This window comes from Nocardioides campestrisoli (assembly GCF_013624435.2).
Lineage (GTDB): Bacteria > Actinomycetota > Actinomycetes > Propionibacteriales > Nocardioidaceae > Nocardioides > Nocardioides campestrisoli.
This window is the reverse complement of sequence record NZ_CP061768.1, coordinates 3009443-3030560: the sequence shown is the minus strand read 5'-3', so window position 1 is coordinate 3030560 and position 21118 is coordinate 3009443. Positions and strand designations below refer to the sequence as shown.

At 72.6% G+C, this 21118-nt stretch carries 18 protein-coding genes and 1 riboswitch; of the genes, 13 read left to right on the top strand and 5 right to left on the bottom strand.

What is annotated here, in order from left to right:
* Positions 1 to 16: 16 nt before the first annotated feature.
* Positions 17 to 583, bottom strand: coding sequence for a GNAT family N-acetyltransferase (locus tag H8838_RS14205; RefSeq protein WP_224766147.1), 567 nt, complete (start codon positions 581 to 583; stop codon positions 17 to 19).
* Between the two features lie 267 nt (positions 584 to 850).
* Here H8838_RS14205 and H8838_RS14200 point away from each other — a divergent pair, with 267 nt between their 5' ends.
* The gene (locus H8838_RS14200) at positions 851 to 2176 is read left to right on the top strand and encodes an HNH endonuclease signature motif containing protein (RefSeq protein ID WP_317983762.1); all 1326 of its coding nucleotides are present in this window, start codon (positions 851 to 853) and stop codon (positions 2174 to 2176) included.
* Between the two features lie 57 nt (positions 2177 to 2233).
* Here H8838_RS14200 and H8838_RS14195 read toward each other — a convergent pair whose 3' ends face one another.
* Together H8838_RS14195 and H8838_RS14190 are read right to left on the bottom strand one after the other, a co-directional pair.
* Positions 2234 to 3586, bottom strand: coding sequence for a hypothetical protein (locus H8838_RS14195; RefSeq protein ID WP_185995673.1), 1353 nt, complete (start codon positions 3584 to 3586; stop codon positions 2234 to 2236).
* A gap of 184 nt (positions 3587 to 3770) precedes the next feature.
* Entirely contained in the window at positions 3771 to 4448 is a 678-nt protein-coding gene (locus tag H8838_RS14190; protein WP_185995674.1) for a TetR family transcriptional regulator, read from the bottom strand.
* A 124-nt stretch (positions 4449 to 4572) separates the two neighbouring features.
* On the opposite strand from H8838_RS14190, the gene H8838_RS14185 reads away from it, so the two are divergent.
* On the top strand, positions 4573 to 5751 hold the full coding sequence (locus tag H8838_RS14185) for an acyl-CoA dehydrogenase family protein (protein ID WP_185995675.1): 1179 nt from the start codon (positions 4573 to 4575) through the stop codon (positions 5749 to 5751).
* 327 nt (positions 5752 to 6078) lie between these two features.
* Entirely contained in the window at positions 6079 to 6900 is an 822-nt protein-coding gene (locus H8838_RS14180) for a hypothetical protein (RefSeq protein ID WP_185995676.1), read from the top strand.
* A gap of 74 nt (positions 6901 to 6974) precedes the next feature.
* Here H8838_RS14180 and H8838_RS14175 read toward each other — a convergent pair whose 3' ends face one another.
* Complete coding sequence (locus H8838_RS14175; protein WP_224766146.1) at positions 6975 to 8561, bottom strand: LVIVD repeat-containing protein; 1587 nt, start codon at positions 8559 to 8561, stop codon at positions 6975 to 6977.
* Positions 8562 to 8623: 62 nt separating this feature from the next.
* On the opposite strand from H8838_RS14175, the gene H8838_RS14170 reads away from it, so the two are divergent.
* Positions 8624 to 9355, top strand: coding sequence for a DUF305 domain-containing protein (locus H8838_RS14170; RefSeq protein WP_185995677.1), 732 nt, complete (start codon positions 8624 to 8626; stop codon positions 9353 to 9355).
* A gap of 374 nt (positions 9356 to 9729) precedes the next feature.
* A complete protein-coding gene (locus H8838_RS14165; RefSeq protein WP_185995678.1) occupies positions 9730 to 11157 on the top strand; it encodes a prenyltransferase/squalene oxidase repeat-containing protein in 1428 nt (475 codons plus the stop codon).
* Between the two features lie 84 nt (positions 11158 to 11241).
* On the opposite strand, the gene H8838_RS20215 is transcribed toward H8838_RS14165, so the two are convergent.
* Entirely contained in the window at positions 11242 to 12438 is a 1197-nt protein-coding gene (locus H8838_RS20215; protein ID WP_263458194.1) for a DUF4430 domain-containing protein, read from the bottom strand.
* Positions 12439 to 12473: 35 nt separating this feature from the next.
* A riboswitch (cobalamin riboswitch) is annotated at positions 12474 to 12609 on the bottom strand.
* Positions 12610 to 12890: 281 nt separating this feature from the next.
* Between H8838_RS20215 and H8838_RS14155 the strand changes: the two genes are divergently transcribed.
* From H8838_RS14155 to H8838_RS14120, 8 genes are read left to right on the top strand one after another with little or no spacing between them, the layout of a single operon-like run.
* Positions 12891 to 14342: a hypothetical protein gene (locus tag H8838_RS14155; protein ID WP_185995679.1), complete on the top strand. Its 1452-nt coding sequence runs from the start codon at positions 12891 to 12893 to the stop codon at positions 14340 to 14342.
* Positions 14339 to 15373, top strand: coding sequence for a hypothetical protein (locus H8838_RS14150; RefSeq protein ID WP_185995680.1), 1035 nt, complete (start codon positions 14339 to 14341; stop codon positions 15371 to 15373). The genes H8838_RS14155 and H8838_RS14150 overlap by 4 nt, the downstream gene beginning before the upstream one ends.
* A complete protein-coding gene (locus tag H8838_RS14145) occupies positions 15370 to 16350 on the top strand; it encodes a hypothetical protein (protein WP_185995681.1) in 981 nt (326 codons plus the stop codon). Before H8838_RS14150 ends, H8838_RS14145 begins: the two co-directional genes overlap by 4 nt.
* 2 nt (positions 16351 to 16352) lie before the next feature.
* Entirely contained in the window at positions 16353 to 17795 is a 1443-nt protein-coding gene (locus H8838_RS14140) for an ABC transporter ATP-binding protein (protein WP_185995682.1), read from the top strand.
* Positions 17792 to 18682, top strand: a complete 891-nt coding sequence (locus tag H8838_RS14135; protein WP_181312267.1) for a hypothetical protein — start codon at positions 17792 to 17794, stop codon at positions 18680 to 18682. The genes H8838_RS14140 and H8838_RS14135 overlap by 4 nt, the downstream gene beginning before the upstream one ends.
* Positions 18679 to 19665, top strand: a complete 987-nt coding sequence (locus H8838_RS14130; protein ID WP_185995683.1) for an AAA family ATPase — start codon at positions 18679 to 18681, stop codon at positions 19663 to 19665. The genes H8838_RS14135 and H8838_RS14130 overlap by 4 nt, the downstream gene beginning before the upstream one ends.
* A gap of 4 nt (positions 19666 to 19669) precedes the next feature.
* Positions 19670 to 20563: a DUF58 domain-containing protein gene (locus H8838_RS14125; RefSeq protein ID WP_185995684.1), complete on the top strand. Its 894-nt coding sequence runs from the start codon at positions 19670 to 19672 to the stop codon at positions 20561 to 20563.
* The gene (locus H8838_RS14120) at positions 20553 to 21026 is read left to right on the top strand and encodes a hypothetical protein (RefSeq protein ID WP_185995685.1); all 474 of its coding nucleotides are present in this window, start codon (positions 20553 to 20555) and stop codon (positions 21024 to 21026) included. Before H8838_RS14125 ends, H8838_RS14120 begins: the two co-directional genes overlap by 11 nt.
* Positions 21027 to 21118: the final 92 nt, after the last annotated feature.

The following is a 21118-nucleotide window of genomic DNA, read 5'->3' as shown; positions in this document are numbered from 1 at the left end:
GGCTCGAGCGCGCGGTCTATCGGCCGCGAAGCTCGCGCACCATCTCCAGGTGCGGCTCGCCGGCGATCTCGACCCGGGCGCCGGAGTCGACGTACCCGTAGCGGGCGTACGCGTGCTTGGCCCGCAGGTTCTCCTCGTGCACGTGCAGCCGCACCCGGTGGACGCCGATCTCCTGCAGCCAGCCCTCGGTCATCGCGAGGAGCTGCTGGATGACGCCGATCCCGCGGTGCTCGGCTCGGACGAAGACGCCGACGAGCGCGGCGCGGATCTCGGAGCTGGTCTCGCCGACGTAGTCCGGCTCGCCGGGCTGGTTGACCAGGACGGTCACGGTCCCGGCGAGGTCGCCGTCCCCGTCGGCGGCGACGAACGTGGCCACCGAGGTGCCCTCGGCGGACGTCCGGGCGCGGTCGCGCCAGAAGCTGTCGGGCCGCTCGAGTGCGTCCTCGATCCGGTCGAGGAACGCCAGGTGGGCCACCGGGTCGCGCAGTGCCTCGAACCTCAGGTCCCGGAGGTTCTGCCACTCCTCCGCCGTCGCTCGACGTACGGCGTACGACCTCGGTGCCCTGGCTTCCTCGATGCTCACCGGGGCATCGTGCCAGGAGGGACGGTCGATCCGCGCGTCAATAAGCGACGTGGCCGGGTGGGGTGGCGTCCTCGGTGCGGTCGACCTCGCGGGTCTCCAGGAGGTTGGAGGTGACGAGGGCGTCGACGGGCATATATTCGAACACTTGTCCACAGTGTGGGAACGGGTGCTTCTGGGGGTCTGTCTTGTCGGTGGTGGCCGGTTGACTTGGGTGTGTCGGGAGGCCTGTCGGGGGCCTTCGGCGCGTCGGGGACGGGGGTCTCGGGGATGTGGGAGCAGGCGGGTGTAGGTCATCCGATCGCACGTGCGGTCGCGGGGATCGACGAGTTGTTGGGCGTGGCTCGTGGCGCGGACCCGGCGTTCTTGTCCGAGGCCGAGCAGCGAGAGGTGCTGCTTGGGCTCTCACGGCAGGTCGACCAGTTGGAGCGGCTGCGGATGCGGGTTCTCGTCATCGTGGGTGTCCCTGGTGGGGTGGCCCAAGCTGATGGGGCGAAGTCGGCAGCGACCTGGGTGGCGGGCCGGACCCGGTGTGGTTACGGGTCGGCGCGGGCGGCGGAGAAGCTCGCCGAAGCGTTGGACTCGCGATGGCAGCGGGTGGGCGCGGGTTTGGAGGACGGGTCGGTGAACCTGCCCCAGGCGCGGGTGATCGTGAAGGCGCTGGAGGCGTTGGTGATCGACCCGCTGCCCGGGGAGGTGGTCCCCGACGATGTGCTCGCGAGGGCCGAAGCGCACCTGGTGGAGTGTGCGGGCGTGTTCACCCCCGCCCAGCTCGAGGCGTTGGGCGCGAAGATCCTGGCGGTGGTCGCCCCGGCCACGTGTGAGGAGCACGAGCGCAAGGTGCTGGAGCGGGCCGAGCGGCGGGCGAATGCCGCGACGAGGTTGACGTTCCGCCGGCGTGGGGACGGCGCCACCGATGTGGCGGCGAGGATCCCGGACCAGGTGGCTGCGAGGTTGAAGACGTATCTGGAGGCGTGGACCTCGCCGAAGCAGGACGACGGCAAGGACACCGGTGCCGCCACCGGGTTGGGTTCGTTCAACCACCGGGACCCGACGACGGGGTTGCGGTTGCCGCAGGAGCGGTTGCACGGGCAGGCGTTCTGCGCGTTCCTCGAGGCCGCCGACCCCGCGAGGGTGCCGGCTCACGGTGGGTCCGCGACCCGGGTGCTGGTCACGATGAGCCTGGAAGCCCTACGCAGCGGGCTCGGCACGGGGTCGATCCTCAGCAACGGCGAGGACGTCACCACGTTGTCGGCTGGTCAGGTGCGCCGGTTGGCGTGCCAGGCGCAGATCATCCCCGTGGTCCTGGGCGCGAAGTCGCAGGTGCTGGACCAGGGTCGGGCGTCGAGGTTCTTCACCGACGGGCAACGGACCGCGAAGACGTTGACCCAGCGGGTCTGCGGGGCGGAGGGGTGCTCGGTGCCCTCGACGTGGTGCGAGGCCCATCATGGGCGTGATCCCTGGGGCCACGGTGGCCGTACGGATCTGGACGACCTGCTGTTCCTGTGTCCGTGGCACCACCAACGGGCCCACGACCCCGCGTTCACCACCACGCAGCACCCCGACGGGTCCCTGCGCTACCACCGACGGACGTAGACCGCCGCTCTGGTCAGGTCAGGCGAGGTGCCAGGGGGACGTAGACGGCCGCTCTGGTCACTCCAGCTGCCAAGCGGTCAGGTGCGCCGCCGGCCAGTAATCCTCCTGCCACGCCGACACGAGGCGTTGCCGTTCGGTGTCGAGGTGCAGGCGGAGCGGGAGGTAGGTACGGACCGGGCGGCCAGCCCAGGTGGGCGAGCCGTTCCAGCGGTAGGCCGCCAGCCTGCCACCGGCCACCAGGATGCGGCGCTGCGCGTCGTCGAGGACGAGGTCGAGGTGGTCGACGGGCTGCCGGGTGTGGCGCGTGGTCCAGCGCTGGCGGAGGCTGGGCCGGAGGGCGGTGATGGTGGCCCCTCGCGTGGTCCCCAGCGACGCCACGACGTAGTGCCGCCCGTCCTGGGAGACCGCCAGGTCGGAGATCGTGCCGACGCGCGGGGAGTGCCAGGTGCGCTGCGCGTGGCGACGCCCGTTGCCCTCCCACACGGTCAGAGCGCCCCGGCTCACCTTGCCGCCGCCGTAGGTGGACGTACCGAGCAGGACGCGGCCGCGTTTCGGGTCGACCGTGAGGGCGCCGAAGTCCCTGAACTCGCGCGGACCCTCCGTCAGGGTGCGCCGCCACCGGGTGCGCCCGTGCTGGTCGAGGGCTTGGACCTCGACCGTGCTGCTCCGTCCGGGTACGACGCGACTGAGCGCCGCGTACCAACGGCCGCGCCGGGAGTCGACGGCCAGGCCCAGCTCGTCCTGATCCGCGCTGCCGGACCGGTCGAGGGACCGCAGCGCCACGACCTCGCCGTCCCGCGCCACGCACCCGATCGTCCAGCGCAGCCCGCGCCGGCTGCCGCTTCCGGAGGTCCGCGGCCGCGCGGTCACGGTGGCGGTGCAGGTGGTCCCGCTCGCCGGGTCCGTCACCTGCTCCTGCGCGTACCCGAAGCTGCCCAGATCACGGCTCCAGCGGGGCTCGCCGTCGACCCCGAGGGCATGCAGGCGCAGCCGGGGCCTCCCGGCGAGGGACACCTGCTCGAACAGCAGCAGCTGGCGGGCGTCGGCGTCCAGGGTGAGCCGGGAATACGCCGAGGCGTCCTGGGGTCGCTCCCACTCGGTGGCACCGGTCTCCCCGTCGACCCGGCGCAGGAGGAGCCGGTCGGAGACCTCGCTGTGCCGGGCCAGGGCGAAGACGTCGCCGGTGACGGGGTCGAGGACCGAGTCGATGAGGTAGACGCGCGCTTCGTCGGGGTCGCCCTGCGCCTCCCAGGAGGACTGCCAGATCGGCTCCGGCAGGGGTCCCGAGGCGTCTGCGGGGCCGGCGGCCAGCGCGGCGGCCAGCGCGGTGATCAGCACGGTGGTCAGGGCGGTGACCCTTGCCGAGGATGCGGCGAGAGTGGCGCGGATCGTCGGTCGAGCGTGTCTCATGCGTCCCCCTGATGTCGCTCCGCGCCGCCCGTCGGTGGATCGGGCGCTGTCACAGGTGAGATGCGGCCGCCCCGGCCGTTGTTGCCCGTGCCTGCGAGAAGACTCAGGCATCAAGACCCAGGCATCAAGAGTCAGGCATCAAGACCCAGGCATCGCAGCGCGAGGGCCACGTGCTCCCGGCGGATCAGCCCTCAGCACTGCCGCCGACGGCCTCGCGCAGCGCGGGCAGCACCTCGTCCAGCGGGCGAGAGGTGCGCAGCACCACGACGGCGGTCTCGTGCCCGCCCGTCCCTCCAGCGGCCGAGCCGTAGAGCCGCAGCACCTCCGCCATCGCCTCGTGGAACTCCGACTGCGCGGCGGCGGTGCCGATCTGTCCGCGCAGCCAGCGCCGCAGCACGTGGTTGTGCGCGGTCACCACGGCGTTGGCCATCAGCTCCGCGCGCAGCTCGGTCTCGGCGGTCCCGCCGAGCCACTCGTGCACGAAGGTGCGGAAGGCCTGCTGGTACTGCCGCTGGCTGGCGACCTCGCGAGCCTGCAGGGTCGGCACGCTGCGGGTGAGCCGGTAGCGGATCCGGGCGCGGTCGCCCTCGCCGAGGTAGTGCAGCAGCACCAGCCGGGCCGCCTCGGTGACGGCGACCGGGGCGGTCGCGTCGGTCGCGGAGGCGAGCCGGTCGCGGATCGCGCCCAGGACCACCGCGTGGTCGGGGAAGATCACGTCCTCCTTGGACTTGAACGCCCGGAAGAACGTCGTCCGTCCGACGCCGGCGCGCTCGGCGACGTCGTCGACGGTGGTCTCCTCGAACCCCCGCTCGTCGAAGAGGGCGAAGGCGGCGTCGATGAGTCGCTCGCGGCTGGTCGGCATGGCACCATCCTGGGGCTCGGTACTCAGTACCGTAGCATCGGGATTGAGTCCCGCCCCCGCTTCCGGCACCGATCAGAGATTCCGGCACCGACCAAAGATTCCGGCACCAACCAGAGAAGGATCCATGAGCAACCCTGACTTCGACCTGTACCAGCTCTCCGAGGAGCACCGCGCCGTCCGCGAGGCCGTCCGCGCCCTGTGCGACGCCAAGATCGCGCCGTACGCCGCGGAGGTCGACGAGCAGGCACGCTTCCCGCAGGAGGCGGCCGACGCGCTGCTCGCCGCGGACTTCCACGCCCCGCACGTGCCCGAGCAGTACGGCGGCGCCGGGGCCGACGCGCTGGCCACCGTGCTGGTGATCGAGGAGGTCGCCCGCGCGTGCGTCTCCTCCTCGCTGATCCCCGCGGTCAACAAGCTCGGCTCGCTGCCGATCCAGATCTCCGGCTCGGAGGAGCTGAAGGCCAAGTACCTCGGCAAGCTCGCCCGCGGCGAGGGCGGCTTCTCCTACTGCCTCTCCGAGCCCGACGCCGGCTCGGATGCCGGTGGCATGAAGACCCGCGCGGTCCGCGACGGCGACTCCTGGGTGCTCAACGGTGTGAAGCGGTGGATCACCAACGCGGGGGAGTCGGAGTACTACACGGTCATGGCCGTCACCGACCCGGAGAAGAAGACCCGTGGCGGCATCTCCGCGTTCGTCGTGGAGAAGTCCGACGAGGGCGTCTCCTTCGGCGCCAAGGAGAAGAAGCTCGGCATCAAGGGCTCGCCGACCCGCGAGGTCTACCTCGACAACGTCCGCATCCCCGCCGACCGGATGATCGGCGAGGAGGGCACCGGGTTCGCCACCGCGATGAAGACCCTCGACCACACCCGCGTGACCATCGCCGCCCAGGCTGTCGGTGTCGCGCAGGGCGCGCTCGACTACGCGCTGGACTACGCCAAGGAGCGCACCCAGTTCGGCAAGGCGATCGCCGACTTCCAGGGCCTGCAGTTCCTGCTCGCCGACATGGGCATGAAGGTCGAGGCCGCGCGCCAGATGACGTACGCCGCCGCCGGCCGCTCCGAGCGCGGCGACTCCGACCTGACGTTCTTCGGCGCCGCGGCCAAGTGCTTCGCCTCCGACGTGGCGATGGAGGTCACCACCAACGCCGTGCAGGTGCTCGGCGGCTACGGCTACACCAGCGACTACCCGGTGGAGCGGATGATGCGCGACGCCAAGATCACCCAGATCTACGAGGGCACCAACCAGGTGCAGCGGATCGTGATGGCGCGGCAGCTGCTGGCCGGGGTGCAGTCCGAGCTCTGAGCCGCTGCTGGCCTCAGCCGGGGAGCCGGCCACCGCGAGCGGCGGCGTGAGAGTCAAGCCCGTCGTTCTCGTCGAACCGCCCCGGACGCCGCCCCAGCCAGACAAGCCGGACAGCGCAGACCGGACAGCACAGACCGGACAGCACAGACCAGACAGCTTGGTCCTGCCACTATGGCGCTGGCGGGATCGGCCCGAAGCGAGGTGGTGGCCCCGATGACATCGACCTCTCCGGGAGCCGGTGCTCCTGGCCCCGAGGATGCGTGCGCTGCGCTGGCGCGGGTGTCCCGTCTGGCTGCCGGGGCGGGTGTCTTGGTTGCGCTCCTCACGGTGGCGTTCCTCTGCTTCGTGCTTGTCATAGCCGACCCGCCGCTCGGTGCTGGGACCCTGACCGCCTTCGGGCTCCTCGTGGTGGGGGCGCTGTCGTGGAGCGCGGTCCAGGTGACAGTGGGGCGGTGGGTGCGCGACCGGGGTGACGCGGTCCTGCTCATGGCGCTCTCGGCCGGGCTGGTCGCGGTCGTCGTCGGTGCCCTGGGCGCCTGGGTCGTCGTCGGGACCTCGGCCGCTGCGGTGCTGGTGATCGCCGCGGCAGCTTCGGTCGCGGTCGCGGAGACCGTCCTCGTCGTCCGAGTGGGGTCGGCGGCGACTGTCGGCGCCCCGATGCCCCCGATGCCCCCGACCCTCGTCACTCCTGCTCGCCCGGACCAGCATGCGGCGGAGGATCGGGTCGAGGACGAGAGCGCGGCGGCGATCGCTCTGCGGGGCCTGGCCTACGTCGCGGTGTCGTTCGGGACCGGTGTCGGGCTCCTGGCAATGGGCGTCGCCGTGCTGTACGCGCCGGTGCCCGATCTCGACTTCGACGTGCTCATCGCCATCGCCGCCCTCGGGGTGGCTCTGGTCGCGGTCGTGTGGACGTTGCCCCACCTCGCACTTCTGCGGTGGCTGGGACGCAAGGGCACGCTCAGGCGCCGCAGCGTCCTGCTGGGGGCTCTCGCGACCGCGGCCGTCCTGGGTCTCTGGCCCAACGTGAGCGCCGCGCCGCCGGAGTGGTGGCTCTGGGCCGTGCTCGCCGTGACCGTCGGCCTGCCGCTGGTCGAGCTGCTCCTGGCCGCCGTGCTGCTGGAGAGCCGCCCTCCGCGGCGGCCTCAGTAGCGCCGAACCAGCGACGGCCCGCCGTGGGAGAACCCACGATGGGCCGTCGCCGTACTGCTCGGTCTACGAGCCGATCAGCCGTTCCAGGAAGGCTGCGACTGCGGGTTGAACAGGTCGAACTCGTTCTTCGGGGCCGTCTTGACGATCTTGTCGTCGAGACGCAGCACGTCGAATCCCTGCTGGATGTCGTTGCTGTAGATGTGGCCCTGGTACCAGTACGCCGACCACGAGCCGCCGAGGATCAACCGCTCGTCGGAGAGCGGACCGCGGTCGAACCAGGCGATCTCCTTGGGCTTCTTGGCGTTGGTGAAGTCGAAGACGGAGATGCCGCCCTGGTACCACGCCTGGACCATCAGATCGCGGCCCTTCACCGGGATCAGCGAGCCGTTGTGGGCCACGCAGTTCTCGGTGTTGGAGTTGGTGCGGGGGATCTTGTAGTAGGAGTTGAACTTCAGCTGCCCGCCCTGGAGGCGGTAGATCGCGTTGGCGCCCTTGTCGGGTCCCACGGTCGGGTTGCACGTCGCCGCGCCGCCGCCGCCGAGCTCGTCGGTGAAGACGACCTTGGTGCCCTCGTTGTTGAACGTGGCCGAGTGCCAGAAGGCGAAGTTCTCGGTGTCGCGCACGGTCTCGGTGACCACCGGGTTGGCCCGGTCGCTGATGTCGAGGATGACGCCGTCACCCATGCAGGCACCGGCCGCGATGTCCCGCTCCGGGTAGGCGGTGATGTCGTGGCACCCGCTGGTCGCGCTGGAACCGTTGCCGCCCGGGTTGCCGCCGTCGGGGAAGAGCACCGGGGTACCGACCAGGGAGGCCTCGCTCGGCGCGTCCAGCGGGACCTTGACCACGCCGATCTTGTCGTGCGGGGGTTGGCAGTCCGGGAACGCGGCGTTGGGCCCGTAGCTGGACACGTAGACGAACAGCTCGCTGCCGTCCTTGGTGGGCGCCAGCGTGTGGGTGTGCGAGCCGCAGGGGGTCTCGACCGCCGCGACGTACTGCGGAGAGGCCGGGTTGCTGATGTCGAAGACGCGCACGCCCTCCCAGGCATCCTTGTTGGCGGCCGAGAGCCCGGTGCTGGCGCAGGAGGCGTCGGAGCGGCTGGAGTCGACGCTGAGGATCAGCAGGTCTCCCCACACCGAGATGTCGTTCTGGGCTCCGGTGCAGACCACCTGGGTCACCTGCGTGGGCTGGGCCGGCGTGGAGATGTCCCACACCGTGAAGCCCTCGTAGTTGCCGGCGAACGCGTAGTCACCCTGGAAGGCGAGGTCGGTGTTGTACGCCGTCTGGGCTGCGAACGCGCCGGACTTCGGCACGTTGGTCAGCAGGCGGAGGTTGGGGCTGGACGCCGACTGGCCGGGGGCCAGCTGGGTCTTGCGGTCGTCCATCGCCCCCAGGTCGCCGCCTGGCAGGTCGCAGCCGGCGCCGAAGCGGTCACCCGCGCCCTTCTCGAGCTGCTTGGCGAGACCGGGCGGGCAGCTGGGGGGAGCGGTCTTCTTCGCGGCCGCGGACCCCTTCTGCTCGGAGTGGTCCTCGCCGTCGTGGGCGGAGGCCGCGGGCATCAGTGCCGCGGCGAGCAGGACGGTGATTCCGACGGCGGCTGCGGGCCGTCGTACGGCATGACTTCGTTGGGCGCGCAGACGCTGCGCCAGAGATTCCCGAGACAAGAGTTTTTCCTTCCAGAGGGGGTCGCACGATGTGCTGGTCTTGTCGTACCGTGCCGACCACGATGGAAGCAACGACTCGGGCAAAGATTCTTTCCTCGTGCGCCGCACTTCTTCTCGGGGTCACCGGCCTCGCTGGGTGCAGCGCCGACACGGACGACGACGCCCCACCCCAGGCCGCATCCCCACGAGAGCCGGGCGCGGACAAGTCCGGCGGCGCCGGCGACGACAGCGACGTCCCGGTCATCCAGCCGGGGCTGCCGGGCGAGCCGGCCGCCACCGGCGGGGCCGTCACCACCGAGGAGCCGGCGGAGTGGAACCACTCGGACATCGCCTTCGTGCAGATGATGATCCCGCACCACGCGCAGGCCCTGGAGATGTCCCGGCTCGCGCCGAAGCGGGCCGAGAACCAGCAGGTACGCCGCCTCGCCGAGCGGATCGAGGCCGCCCAGGTGCCCGAGATCCTGCTGATGGCCTCCTGGCTGGAGGAGCAGAACCTCGACGTGCCGTCGGCGGGCGACGACCCGCTCGACTACGACCACGGTGCACACGGGCACGACGGCATGGAGGGCATGCTCACGCCCCAGGAGCTCAAGGAGCTCGCCGCGGCCCGGGGGCGCGCCTTCGACCGGCTCTACCTGAGCTCGATGATGCGGCACCACGAAGGTGCGCTGACGATGGCCGACCGGGTCGCCGTCGACGGCAGCGCGTTGCTGGTGCGTGAGCTGGCGGCGGACGTCGCCTCCAGCCAGGCCGCGGAGATCGGCCGGATGAAGGAGCTGCTCGAGAGCCTCTGAGGAGAGGCGCGGACGGGGCCGAGCCCGCGACGCGGTCGGCCTCGGCGCTCCGACGGCCTTCCCGGTCCCCGTCCCGTCCCCAGTCCCGTCCCCAGTCCCAGTCCTCAGGGACCGGTGTTCTGGGCTAGAGTCCGCGCGACAACTGAACACCTCACACGTCCAGGGGAAGCCGGTCGAAGTCCGGCACTGACGCGCAACCGTAGTTCGACTCCGCCCAGCGGATCGAAGAGTCGGGACACCGGGAAGTGTGGAGTATCCGCACTACACGCTGTCGCGATCGCACGGTAGGGCACGCGACGGCTGCGTGCGGTCCCGTTCCTTCCGCCGTGCGCTGCAGCCGGAAGGAACACACATTGCACACGCCAACCATCAGGGTGAGGCGCCCAGCAGCGCACGTCGCCCTGCTCGCGGTCCTCGGACTGCTCCTCGCTCTCGTCCCCGGGTTCGGAGGGGTCGCGGCTCACGCCGACTCCGCCTCCGCCGACCGGGCGCGCAGCCAGCACGCACAGACGGCGTCCTACATCCTGCAGAACGTCGAGCCCAGCGGGCTGGGACGTGAGTGGGAGGCGCTGGGTCTGGCCCGCAGCGACGTCGACGCGGACCAGTGGCTCAGCGAGTACTACGCCAACCTGGTCGAGGACGTCGTGGAGAAGGAAGGCGACCTGGGACCGGCCACCACCTTCGAGCGGGTCGTCATCGCGCTGAGCGCCATGGGTAAGGACGTCACCGACGTGGGAGGCTACGACCTCCTGGCCGGCCTCGCGGACATGTCGAGGATGCGCGCGATCAACTCCGCCGTGTACGGCCTGATCGCCCTGGACACCCTGGACCACCAGGTGCCGGAGGTCTCCGGCGTCGCTGATCCCACCACGCGGCAGAAGCTGGTCGACCGGGTCCTCCAGCTGGAGATCGCCGGCGGCGGCTGGGCCTTCTTCGGCTCCACGCCTGACCCGGACCTGACGGGCATGGCGCTCCAGGCCCTGTCCCAGTACGTGGATCAGCCTGCGGTGGCCGCCGCCGTGGAGCGAGCCGTCACGAAGCTCTCCGACATCCAGCGCCCGAGCGGCGCCTTCGCGAGCTACGGGGTCGAGTCCGTGGAGAGCACGACCCAGGTCATGCTCGCGCTGACTGCCCTCGGGATCGACCCGGCCACCGATCCCCGCTTCGCCCAGGAGGGTGGCAACCCCGTGACCGCCCACGCCGGCTTCCACGTCGACGGAGGCGGCTTCTGGTACCCCGCTCCCGGCGCACCGAACGGGATGGCCACCGCACAGGGCTTCTACGGGCTGACGGACTACCTCCGCTTCCTCGACGGCAAGCCCAGCCTCTACGCCATGAACGTCCCGGACCCGGTCGTCACCCCGCCCGCGCCCACCCCGCCCGCGCCCACCCCGCCCTTGTCGGCTCCGCCCTCGTCGACCCCGTCCTCGCCGACCCAGCCCATTCCCTCCGCTGCGCCGCCCGCCACACCGGGCGCACAGGCCGTGGCGAAGGTGCGGAAGCCGCGGGTGAAGGTCAAGCCGCGCAAGGTCGTGCTCAGGACCAAGGTCAGCGGCGCCGCTGCGGCGCAGGACCGGGTGCGCTTCGTCATCCGCAAGAGCGGCAAGAAGGTCGTGGCGCGGAGTGCGCGGGTCGACGCGGAGGGTGTCGCCACCGTGACGGTCACCCGCAAGGCCCTGCGCAAGCAGCTCGGGAGCAAGAGGGTCCTCGGCCAGTACGAGGTGGTCGTGCGCAGGGTGGGCAGCGCCGACCCGAAGCGATCCACCACCAGCACCGGCACGTTCCGGCTCCGAGCAGCCTGAGCCGCCCCAGCGCGAAGAACGGGCCCCGACGCCGCTGCGTCGGGGCCCGTTCTGTGCCAGGTCCGGTCTTGGCGAAGGTCCGGGTCAGCGGGAGACGCGCACGGTCCGGGCCGACGTACGGGTGGCCTTGGCGTACCCGGCCTTGGTGCCGGTCACCCGCACAGAGATGCGGTGCCGCACGTCCGTGCGCTTGAGGACGTAGGTCTTCTTGCGGGCCCCGGGGATCGGCTTGCCGTCACGGAGCCACTGGTGGGAGACGTCGACCCGACCGGGTCGCCAGGCAGGCACGACGGCCCGCAGCCTCCTGCCGACCTGGACAGGGCCGGCGACCCGGGGCTTGGTCGGCTCGAGTCGACCACGGAGCACCTTGGTCGTGGGTGCGGCCGCGACCGTGGTCGAGACGTGGCCCGGCTTGGAGCCGGTCACCTCCAGCGCGATCCGTGCACCGCGGTCGGCCGGGCGCAGCCGGTACGAGCTCCCGCCGGCCCCGGGGATCGGGACGCCGTTGCGCGTCCACCGACGCGTCAGGGTGGAGCCTTCGCTCCAGAGGCCGAGATCTGCGGTCAGGCGCAGCCCGACCCGAGCCTTCCCGAGGACCGTGGGCACGGTGCCACTGACGGACGCCGGGGCCTCGGTGCCGGGAGTCGGCGCAGGAGTCGGCCCAGGAGTCGACCCAGGGGTGGGGGTCGGCACGGGGGTCGGCATAGGGGTCGGCTCAGGAGCAGGCGCCGGCGCGGCGAACTGCGGGGTGGGCCGCGGCACGCTGACGTAGTCCTCCCCGACGAGCCGGGCACCGAAGGCCTTGTTGATGTTGGGGCCGTCCGTGACGATGCCGTAGTTGCCGCTGTCCCAGGGGCCCGGGACCTCCGCGCCGGAGAACATCCACCACAGCGCGTCGCCCGAGTACTCCTCGATGCCGGCGATGGAGGTGATGTAGCCGCTGCGATCGTGCTCGACCTCGAGCCCGACCCCCGTCAGGGCCGCGACCCTGCTGAGCTCGGGGGTGGTGTCGACGACGCCGCCGACGAGGCAGCGCACCAGGAACCCCTCCGGCGGGATGGTCTCGGCGACCTCGTTCCCGAAGTCGACGACGACGCTGAGGCCCTCGTCCTCCTGGCACCAGCCGGTGTGCCAGGACGCGGCGTGCGCGGGGGAGAGCACCCCCGAGAGGGGGCTGATGACGAGTGCGCAGGCAACGGCCGACGCGATCTTGCGAAGTTTCACGGGTGTACTCCGGTTCCGGAGCAGGGTGGCCGACATCGCGTCAGCGACCAACTGCATTCCTCGACAGTGTGTGGGTGGTCGTCACGGCGTGAAGGCATTCCGACTTCGAGGGGGTGGGCCCCTTCGTCACGGTTGCGGGTCAGTGCCGGACTTGCACCGGCTTCCCCTTCGACACCGCCCCGGAGGCTACGCCGTCGATGGCGGCGGACCACGAATCGGATCCCGTATGACCCTGCTCACGCGCGTCGCCGGGACCAGGCTGTCTTGGGGCAGATGCCCAGGCCGGGTGGACCAGCCCCCGAGTCCGTGTGCCACCATCTCCGGGTCACTCATCCGTGACGCATCCCCACCAGAGGAAGCCGGTGCGAATCCGGCGCTGTTGCGCAACCGTGAGCTGGTCATCCAGCAAGTCGGGAACTCCGGGATGCAGCCGTCACCCGTCGTCGCACCAACGCGGGCTCGGAAATCCCCTGGGGTTTGCCTTGCCTGCGCACCCCTGGAGGTCCCAGATGCAGGCACCCGAGGCTCGATGCCAGCCGTCCCGTACGGCTCTGGCGATCGCCGCGTCCTGGTGCCTCGTCCTCGCGGGTCTCTGGACGACGACCGCGCACGCGGCCGGTCCGTCCCAGGCGGCCCTGTGCGACGGCTACCAGGCAGGCCCGTGCTCGATCACGACCGAGAGCCACGTGGCCGCCCACGACCAGCTGCTGCGCATCCATGCGACCGGGAACCCCGGCACGCTCCTGACGTTCCAGTTCTACCTCGTGGAGTTCAACTCCCTCGGTGAGCTGACCGGACTGGCCGCGAGCGGGGAGCCGGTGCAGGCGACCACGCGCGCCCTCGGTGGGGGACGGGGAGACCTCCGGGACCCGGCCAGGCTGGTGCCACGGACCGTGCCCGACGTCCCGGGAGGCTGGGGGTTCGTCGGGCTGGCGGACGACACCTCCCTCGACCTGACGACGCGGCTCGGCACGGTCGTGGAGTTCGGGGGGCGGACGCTCAAGCTGCTCGGGGACGGCTACGCCGACCAGAAGCCGGTCGGCGTCCCCCTCGACCTCCAGGTGATCGGGAACGTGCCGGGCGTCGGCTACTGGGTCGAGTACCTGGCGCCCGACGGGACCTGGACGGCTCTCCCGGGCCAGGGGTACGACGCCTCCCAGCGCCTGCTCAGCTCTCCGGGCGAGATCTCGCACCTGACCTACACCGTGCCGGAGGGGCTCGTCGCCGGGCAGCCCTACCGGTTCCGGGTCAACCACCACCTGAACTACGGGGGCGCCGAGGACCGCCCGATCGCCTCGCCGGCGTACAACGAGTGGACCGTCGTGCCCTCGGAACAGGGTGAGGCCCGGGCGAGAGGGCAGAACTTCGACCGGACCAAGGGTCCGGGTGTGCCTGACCCCGACGGTGGCGGTGGCGGTGGCGGTGGCGGTGGCGGTGGCGACGAGGAGACCCCTGGCACTCCGGGACCCGGGCCGGGAGAGCAGGAAGGGGCACCGGTTCCCGGCCCGTCGCCCAGCCCCGTGCCCAAGTCGAGCACCGCGCCGAAGTCGAGCACCGCGCCGAAGCTCAACCCCGGCGCGACGCCCAGCAGTGCGCCCACCCCGACGACCAGCACCGGCGCGACGCCCGGCAGCGCGCCCACCCCGACGCCCGGACAGACGCCGGGAACGAGCCGGCGCGACGCGCCCTCCGCGCAGGCTTCCGCTTCCGCTTCCGCTGCCGCTGGACCTGTCGCTGGACCTGGCCAGGCGACGGCGTCGCCGGGCGCAGGCGCGGGCGCCGCGTCCGAGGATCTCGTCTGGGGAGAGGAAGCGAGGCCGGCCGCCGCGCCACGGATCCAGGAGGTCCGTGGGCCGGTCACGTGGCTGTTCGGTGCTGCCCTGCTGCTGCTCCTCGTCGCGCCGGGACTGGGGATCTGGCTGCGCCGCCGTCTGGTCTCCGACCAGGAGGAGACGTGGTGACCGTCCGTCCCCGCCGGGTGGGCCGAGGCGCGCCGGTCTCCCTCACGGCGGCGCTGGTCCTGGTGCTGCTCTCCCTGCACCCCGCCTCGGCTGCGACGGGGGAGACGGACCGGCTGTGCAGCCACGACGAGGTGCGGTGCTCGGTGCAGGCCCCGCGCCTGTGGGCCGAGGGGTCCACGCAGCGCGTGGGCGTGACGGGACGCCCCGACACGAGCCTGACGGTGCGAGCCTTCCGGCTCTCGACGACCCGCGCGGGTGCTGTCACGTGGGAGCCAGTGGGGCCCGAGGCCGAGGTGACCACGGACGAGCGCGGGTGGGGGAGCGCCGACCTCGCCCTGCCGGCGGCGCCGGCCGGGACGGCCGGTGGGCCCTTGCTCGTCGCTGCCGCCGAGGCCGAGGGAGAGGACCTGACCACCGTCCTGGGCGCGTGGAGCGAGCTCGTCACGCGCACGCCCGAGCTCGTCGGTGACGAGTACACGGCGGACAAGCCGGTCGGTGCGGCCCTCGGGCTCCGCCTGGACCACGTCGTCCCGGGGAGCGTGTACGCCGTCCAACGCCAGGAGGGCTCCGCCTGGACAGCGGTCCCTGCGCAGGAGGGCGCGGGCGCCCCCGACTCGAGGACGACCTGCGAGGAGACTCGCTGCACCGTCTCGTACGTCGTGCCGCGGGGCCTGTCCGCAGGCGCGCACACCTTCCGCCTCGTCGACGTCCGCAGCGGCACCCCGGTGGCGACCTGGCCCGTGCGTCCCCGCGCCGCGGGCGAGCGCCGTGAGCTCCCGGCAGCGGAGATCTTTCCCGTGCTCGGCGTGTCGGTCCAGGGGTCCCTGGCCGCCGGTGTGGGGAGCGACGGTGCCGCGGTCGTCCGTCCGCGGAGTCGCAACCTGGACGTGCCCCTGCTCGACTCGCCGGCCGCCTCTCCCGCCGGCGCCGGGACACACTCCGTCCGGGCGGTCCAGTTCGTCGCCGCCGGCATCGCCGCATGCGCGCTCGCCCTGGTCCTGCGCCCCGGGCGCCTCCGGAGGCGTCGGTGAGCGCCGCGGTGGCGAACGGACGTGCTCGCGCGAGCCGGGGCCTTGCGCCCGTGGTCGACGTCGCGGCCCTCGGCTGGCTGGCCTGGGCAGGGGTGGCCTTCCTCGCCCTCCAGACGGTCGCGTCGTGGTGGGTGCCGGTCTGCGTGCTGGTGGCCGTCCTGGTCATCTGGTGGCACCGGGGCCGCCGGGCGCGGGCCGGTCTGGGATACCCCGTCCTGGTGCTCGCCACCGTGCTGGTCGCCGGGTGGGCCGTCATCACCCTGGCGGTCGGACCGGCGTCCGGCGGCGACGTGGTCTGGGTGCTGCCGGAGTGGGCACCCAGCTCTGGCACGCCGATCGGCGGGGTGGTCACGACGGGACGACTGATCGGTGGTATCAGCCTCGCCGGGCAGGCCCTCGCGCACCTCGCCCTGGTCGCCCTGGTGCTCCGCTGTGTCAGCGGCGAGCGTCTGGCCCGGCTCGCGGACGTGACCCTGGGCCGTGCCGCGAGGTTCGTGCATCCTGCGTGCTTCGCCGCCGAGGAGCTCGCCCGCGCCGAACGCGCCCGCCCGGCCCTCGCGGCGCACGGGCTCGGTGGCGTCACGAGCTCGGTGCCGGAGGCGGTGGCGTCGGCTGCCGAACGAGCCGACCAGTGGGGCCGAGGGGGCCTTCCCGACGAGCCGGCCCGGCTGACGCGGGTGCGGGTGCTGGTCGTCCTCGCCATCGTCCTCACTGCCACGACGGGCGCGGTGGGCCGCACCGTGACCGGGGTGGAGGCGTCCCTGCTGGCCGTCCTCGCGATCGTGGGGACGGGGGCCGTCCTCGCTCGTGCCCGGTTCGTCGTGGGGCGGGCGGTCGACCTCGCGCCCGCCGCCTGCGCTGTCCTGACCGCGGTCCTGGTGCTCAGCGAGGCCGATCCGACGCTGTGCGCGCTCAGCCTGCTGATGCTGCCGGCGGTCACGACTGCGGTGCCCGAAGACACCCGAGGGGAGCAGTGACGGTGAGCGTCTCGATCAACGAGCTGGCCGTGTGGCTCCCGGGTCGCGGGATCGCTGCCGGGCCGTTCTCCTTCGACGTGCAGGGGCTGACGGTCGTCGCGGGGCGCAGCGGCACGGGCGGCTCCCTCCTCGCCTCAGCCCTGGGCGGGACCCTCCCGAGGGGTGCGCTGGTCCACGGCTCCTGGTCGGCCGACGAGGTGACGGTGCACCACGTCGGCGCGTTCCGGCTCGACCCACCGCTGGAGATGACCGTCGCGGAGGCCCTCGGGGGAGAGGGCCACGTGACCGCGGAGCTCTGGGCGGACGTGACCGGCTGCCACGACCTGCGGACGTCGCTGCGCGAGCTCGACCCGGCGGTCTGCTCTGCCGTTCCCGCCGTGCGCGGGATCCTGCAGACGCACCGGTCCCACACCCGCGCCCAGCGGGTCCTCCTGGTCCTCGACCAGCCGCTGGCCCACCTGGGCCCCGACCTGCGCGGTGCACTCGCACGGGCGCTGCGACACTGCGCCGACCTCGGGGTCGACGTCTGCTGGGTCGAGCACGACCTGGCGACCGCCGTACCCGTGGCCGACCAGGTCGTGGAGCTGCTGGGTGACGGCCAGGCACTCGTGCAGCCGAGCGCGGCGTGGAGCCCGCGGACCCTTCCGCTCCCCCCGGAGGCGGCACTTGCGCGGGCTCTCGGCCTCCCACGTGCCGACTGGTGGGACCTCGAGCGGCTGGGCCGGCACCCCCTCGTGCAGACCGCGGTGCCGAGGGCGCAGACCCGGTCCGAACGGCAGGCGACGGCGGTCGTGCGGGTGCCCCCGGGGCGCGCCGGCGTCGACGGGGACGTCGACGTGCTGGTCGGGGAGACTCTCGGCGTCGTGCCTCGGGACGGCGACCACGCTCGAGCCCTCTCCGTGGCGCGGCGGCTCGCGGCGACGATCGACGCTGAGGCTCGCCCTCGGCCACCGCTGGTCTGGCCCGGCCACGTCCCCCTGGGGCGACTCGCCAGGGCGTGGTGCCGGGCGCGCGGGGGTGACGCCGACGTGGCCGTGGCCGCTGCCGCCCGGGTGGCGCCGGTCGATCCGGCTCGGACCCTGGCGCAGCACAGCGCCGGCGAGCGCCGAGCAGCCCAGTGGGCCCTGAACGCGGCGTCCACGCGGACCGAGGTGCTCGACCGACCCGAGGTCGGGCTGGATGCCGCAGGACGGCGGACGCTGGCGGCCGCACTCCACGACGACGAGTCGGAGACGGCGACCCTCCTGGTGTCGCACGACGCGGAGTTCCTGGTGCGCGCCTGTCACCGGCTGCTGGTCCTCCCGGGCGCGGCCGACGGGCACGAGGCCCCGGCCGTGCTCGGCCCTCCGGTCCTGGTGGCCGACCACCTGCCCCACCAGCCTGCCCTGCGTCGTGCGGGTGCGCGGGCGCTGCGGGTGCGCGACGTCCGGCAGGAGACGCGATGACGGGCTGGTCGACGGTGGCCGCCCCAGGACGCTGGTCCGCGCTGGTGGCCACGCTGTGGCTGGTCGGCGGGCTGGCCTGGCTCGGCTGGCCGGTGTGGGACTCCGTCGGTGTGCCGGACCGTGAGCAGGTCCGCGTCGAGGCGCCCTGGGTGCTGGCTGCCCAGGCAGCCGGGCTGGTCCTGCTGCTGGGCACCGTGTGGCGCGAGGCAGGTCGCCGCTCGGAGCTCCTGCGGGCCGTGGCCTGCCTGGTGGTGGCCGACTGCCTCCTGCGCGCGGTCCTGACCCCGGGCACCGCCGGCGTCGAGGTGGTGCACGCCCTGCCGTTGCTGGCCGGCGCGGGTCTGGGGCTGGCTGCCGGGGTGCTGACGGGGGCCTCTGCGGCTCTGGCGTCGACGATGCTGGTCGCCACCCCGGCCGAGACGCTCCCGGCGCAGTGCGTGGTGTGGGCGGTGGTCGGTGCTCTGGGGGCCGCCCTGCGCCGAGTCCCGACCGTGGCGGCCTGGGTGGTGGCGATCCCGGCGGCGGTCGGGGTCGGCGTGCTCTCGGGCGCGTTGCTCAACCTCGTCGGCTGGGCCCAGGAGACCGGGACCACCACCGAGCACTTCGCTCCGGGGCTGCCGCCCGGCGAGGTGCTGGCCCGCCTGTGGTCCTACACGGTGGAGACCTCACTGGCCTACGACGCGGTGCGGGGCCTCACCACCGCACTCCTCGTCGCCGTCCTGGGGCTGCCCCTGCTGCGTCTGCTGCGCGGGCCGTCCGCCCGTGTGCCGAGCGCGCACGGGTCGCTGGCCGACCACCACCTCGCCGCCGCGGTCCGCCGGCGCGAGGACAGTTCCCGAATCGCACGACTCTGGGTCTCCGGGCCCACCGAGCAGGAGAAGACATGACACGACTGGACGACCACGAGATCAAGCGGGCCCGGGAGATCGCCGAAGCCGTCGAGAGGGCGTTCGCCAGCAAGGTGGTGGGTCAGCACGCCCTGCTCCGCAGCCTGCTGGTGACGCTGATGGCGCGGGGGCACGTGCTGATGGAGTCGGTGCCGGGCCTGGCCAAGACGCTGTCCGCCTCCGTGCTCTCGTCGTCGGTCGCGGCGAGCTTCTCCCGGGTCCAGTGCACCCCCGACCTCCTGCCCTCGGACATCATCGGGACGCAGGTCTACGACCCCCGGACCGCGACGTTCTCGACCCGGCTGGGCCCGGTCCACGCGCACTTCGTGCTGCTCGACGAGATCAACAGGTCCTCGGCCAAGACCCAGTCGGCGATGTTGGAGGCGATGCAGGAGCGTCAGACCACGATCGGGGGCGAGACCCACCGGCTGCCCGACCCGTTCCTGGTGCTCGCGACCCAGAACCCGATCGACGAGGAGGGCACCTACGTCCTCCCGCAGGCCCAGATGGACCGGTTCCTGCTCAAGGAGGTGCTCGACCACCCGACCCCGTTGGAGGAGGCCACGATGCTGCGCCGCGTCGCCGACGGGGAGCTGCGCGACACCAGCGTGGAGCCGGTGGCCTCCTTGGACGACGTCGTCTTCCTCCAGTCGGTGGCCGACCGGGTCCACGTGGACGAGTCGGTGCTGCGCTACATCGTCGAGATCGTCAACGTGACCCGCAACCCGGACGCGTACCTGCCCGCGGACGTGGCCCGCTACGTCGAGCACGGCGTGAGCCCGCGAGGGGCGATCGCCTTCCTCCAGGTCGCCCGGGGGATGGCCGTGCTGGCCGGCCGCGACCACGTGCTGCCCGAGGACGTGGTCGCGATGCGCCACCAGGTCCTGCGCCACCGCCTGATGCTCACCTTCGAAGCCGTGGCGGCCCGGGTGAGTCCCGACGTCGTCGTCGACGCCGTGTTCGCGGCCGTGCCCACTCCCTGAGTCGATGGCACTCCTGACCCGCATCCGGACCCGGGCCGAGCTGGTGGCCCGGCGTCGGGTCCGCACGCTGCTCGACGGGCGGCACGCCTCCACGATGCACGCACGCAGTCTCGACTTCTCCGACCTCCGGGGCTACGTCGTGGGCGACGACGTGGCAGACATCGACTGGAAGGCGTCCGCGCGGCACGGGGACCTGCTCGTCAAGCGGCACGTGGCAGAGCGCAGAGCCGTGGTGATGCTGGTCGTCGACACCGGTCGTGAGCTCGCGGCCGCGTCCCACTGGGACCCGTCGACGACCGACCTGAAACGGGACGTCGCCGTGACGGCCGCCGGCCTCCTCGGCTGGGTCGCGATGCGTGCCGGGGACCACGTGGGCCTGGTCCACAGCGGCGCCGAGGGGCCGGTGGCGACGCGCCCCAGCACCCGCGAGGTCGACCTGGAGCGGATGCTGGAGTCGGTGGTGCAGGGCTGCGGACCTGATTCCCCCGGGCAACGGACGCTCGAGCTGCTGGACCATGCCATCCGTGCGCTGCGCCGCCGCACCCTGATGGTGCTGGTCCTGGGTGACCTCGAGCTGGAGTCGGCGGTGGAGCGTCGTCTGGTGCGCCTCGCGGCCCAGCACGAGCTGGTGGTGCTCACGGTCGCCGACGTCGACCCGATGGGGCCCCTGCGCCACGGTGTCCCTGCCGCAGACGTCGGCTCGGGGCGGAGCGTCCCCGCCTTCCTCGCCCTGGACCCCCGTCTGGGCAAGGAGCTGGCGGCCGCCGACGAGGCCCGTCACGAGCGACGGGACGCCGCGCTACGACGCCTCGGGGTGGCTCACGTCCATCTGGCGCGTCTGGAGGACGCGGTGCCGGACCTGTTGTCGCTGATGGAACGGAGGCGTCGTGTCCGCTGATCTCGAGCGGGTCAATCCGCCCGTCCTGTACGACGGCGCATGGTGGGGCGTCGTCGTGGTCTGCCTCCTGGCCGCCGTGGTCGTCGTCCTGCTGCTCCGCCGGTTCCTGGCCCAGCCGGACGAGCCGTCCGGCGTGGACGTCGAGGCGCTGCGCGCTGCCACCCTGTCCCGTCTCCGCGAGCTCCTGGAGGCCGGCGCGGATCTCGACGCCGAGAGCCGGCGGGCCGTCGTCGCCCGCCTGGGTGCCGAGGTGCGGAGGTTCCTCGGCACCGTGTCCACGACCGACCTCGACTACACGACCCGCGCCGAGTGGGTGCTCGCCGTCGACCGGGATCCCCGGTTGGCCCCCGCCGTCGCTCTGCTGGGCGACATCGGCGACGTCGTGTTCCGCCCCGAGGGCGGCGACGTGGCCCTCGAGGCGCTGGGCGGCCGAGCCGTGGACGTGGTGACGTCATGGCGTTGATCCACTGGTGGGTAGGGGCTGTCGTCCTGGCGGCGGGTGTGCTCGTGGCCGTCGCGGCGTGGGCCGTGGCCCGCGCCAGGCCGGTGGACAGG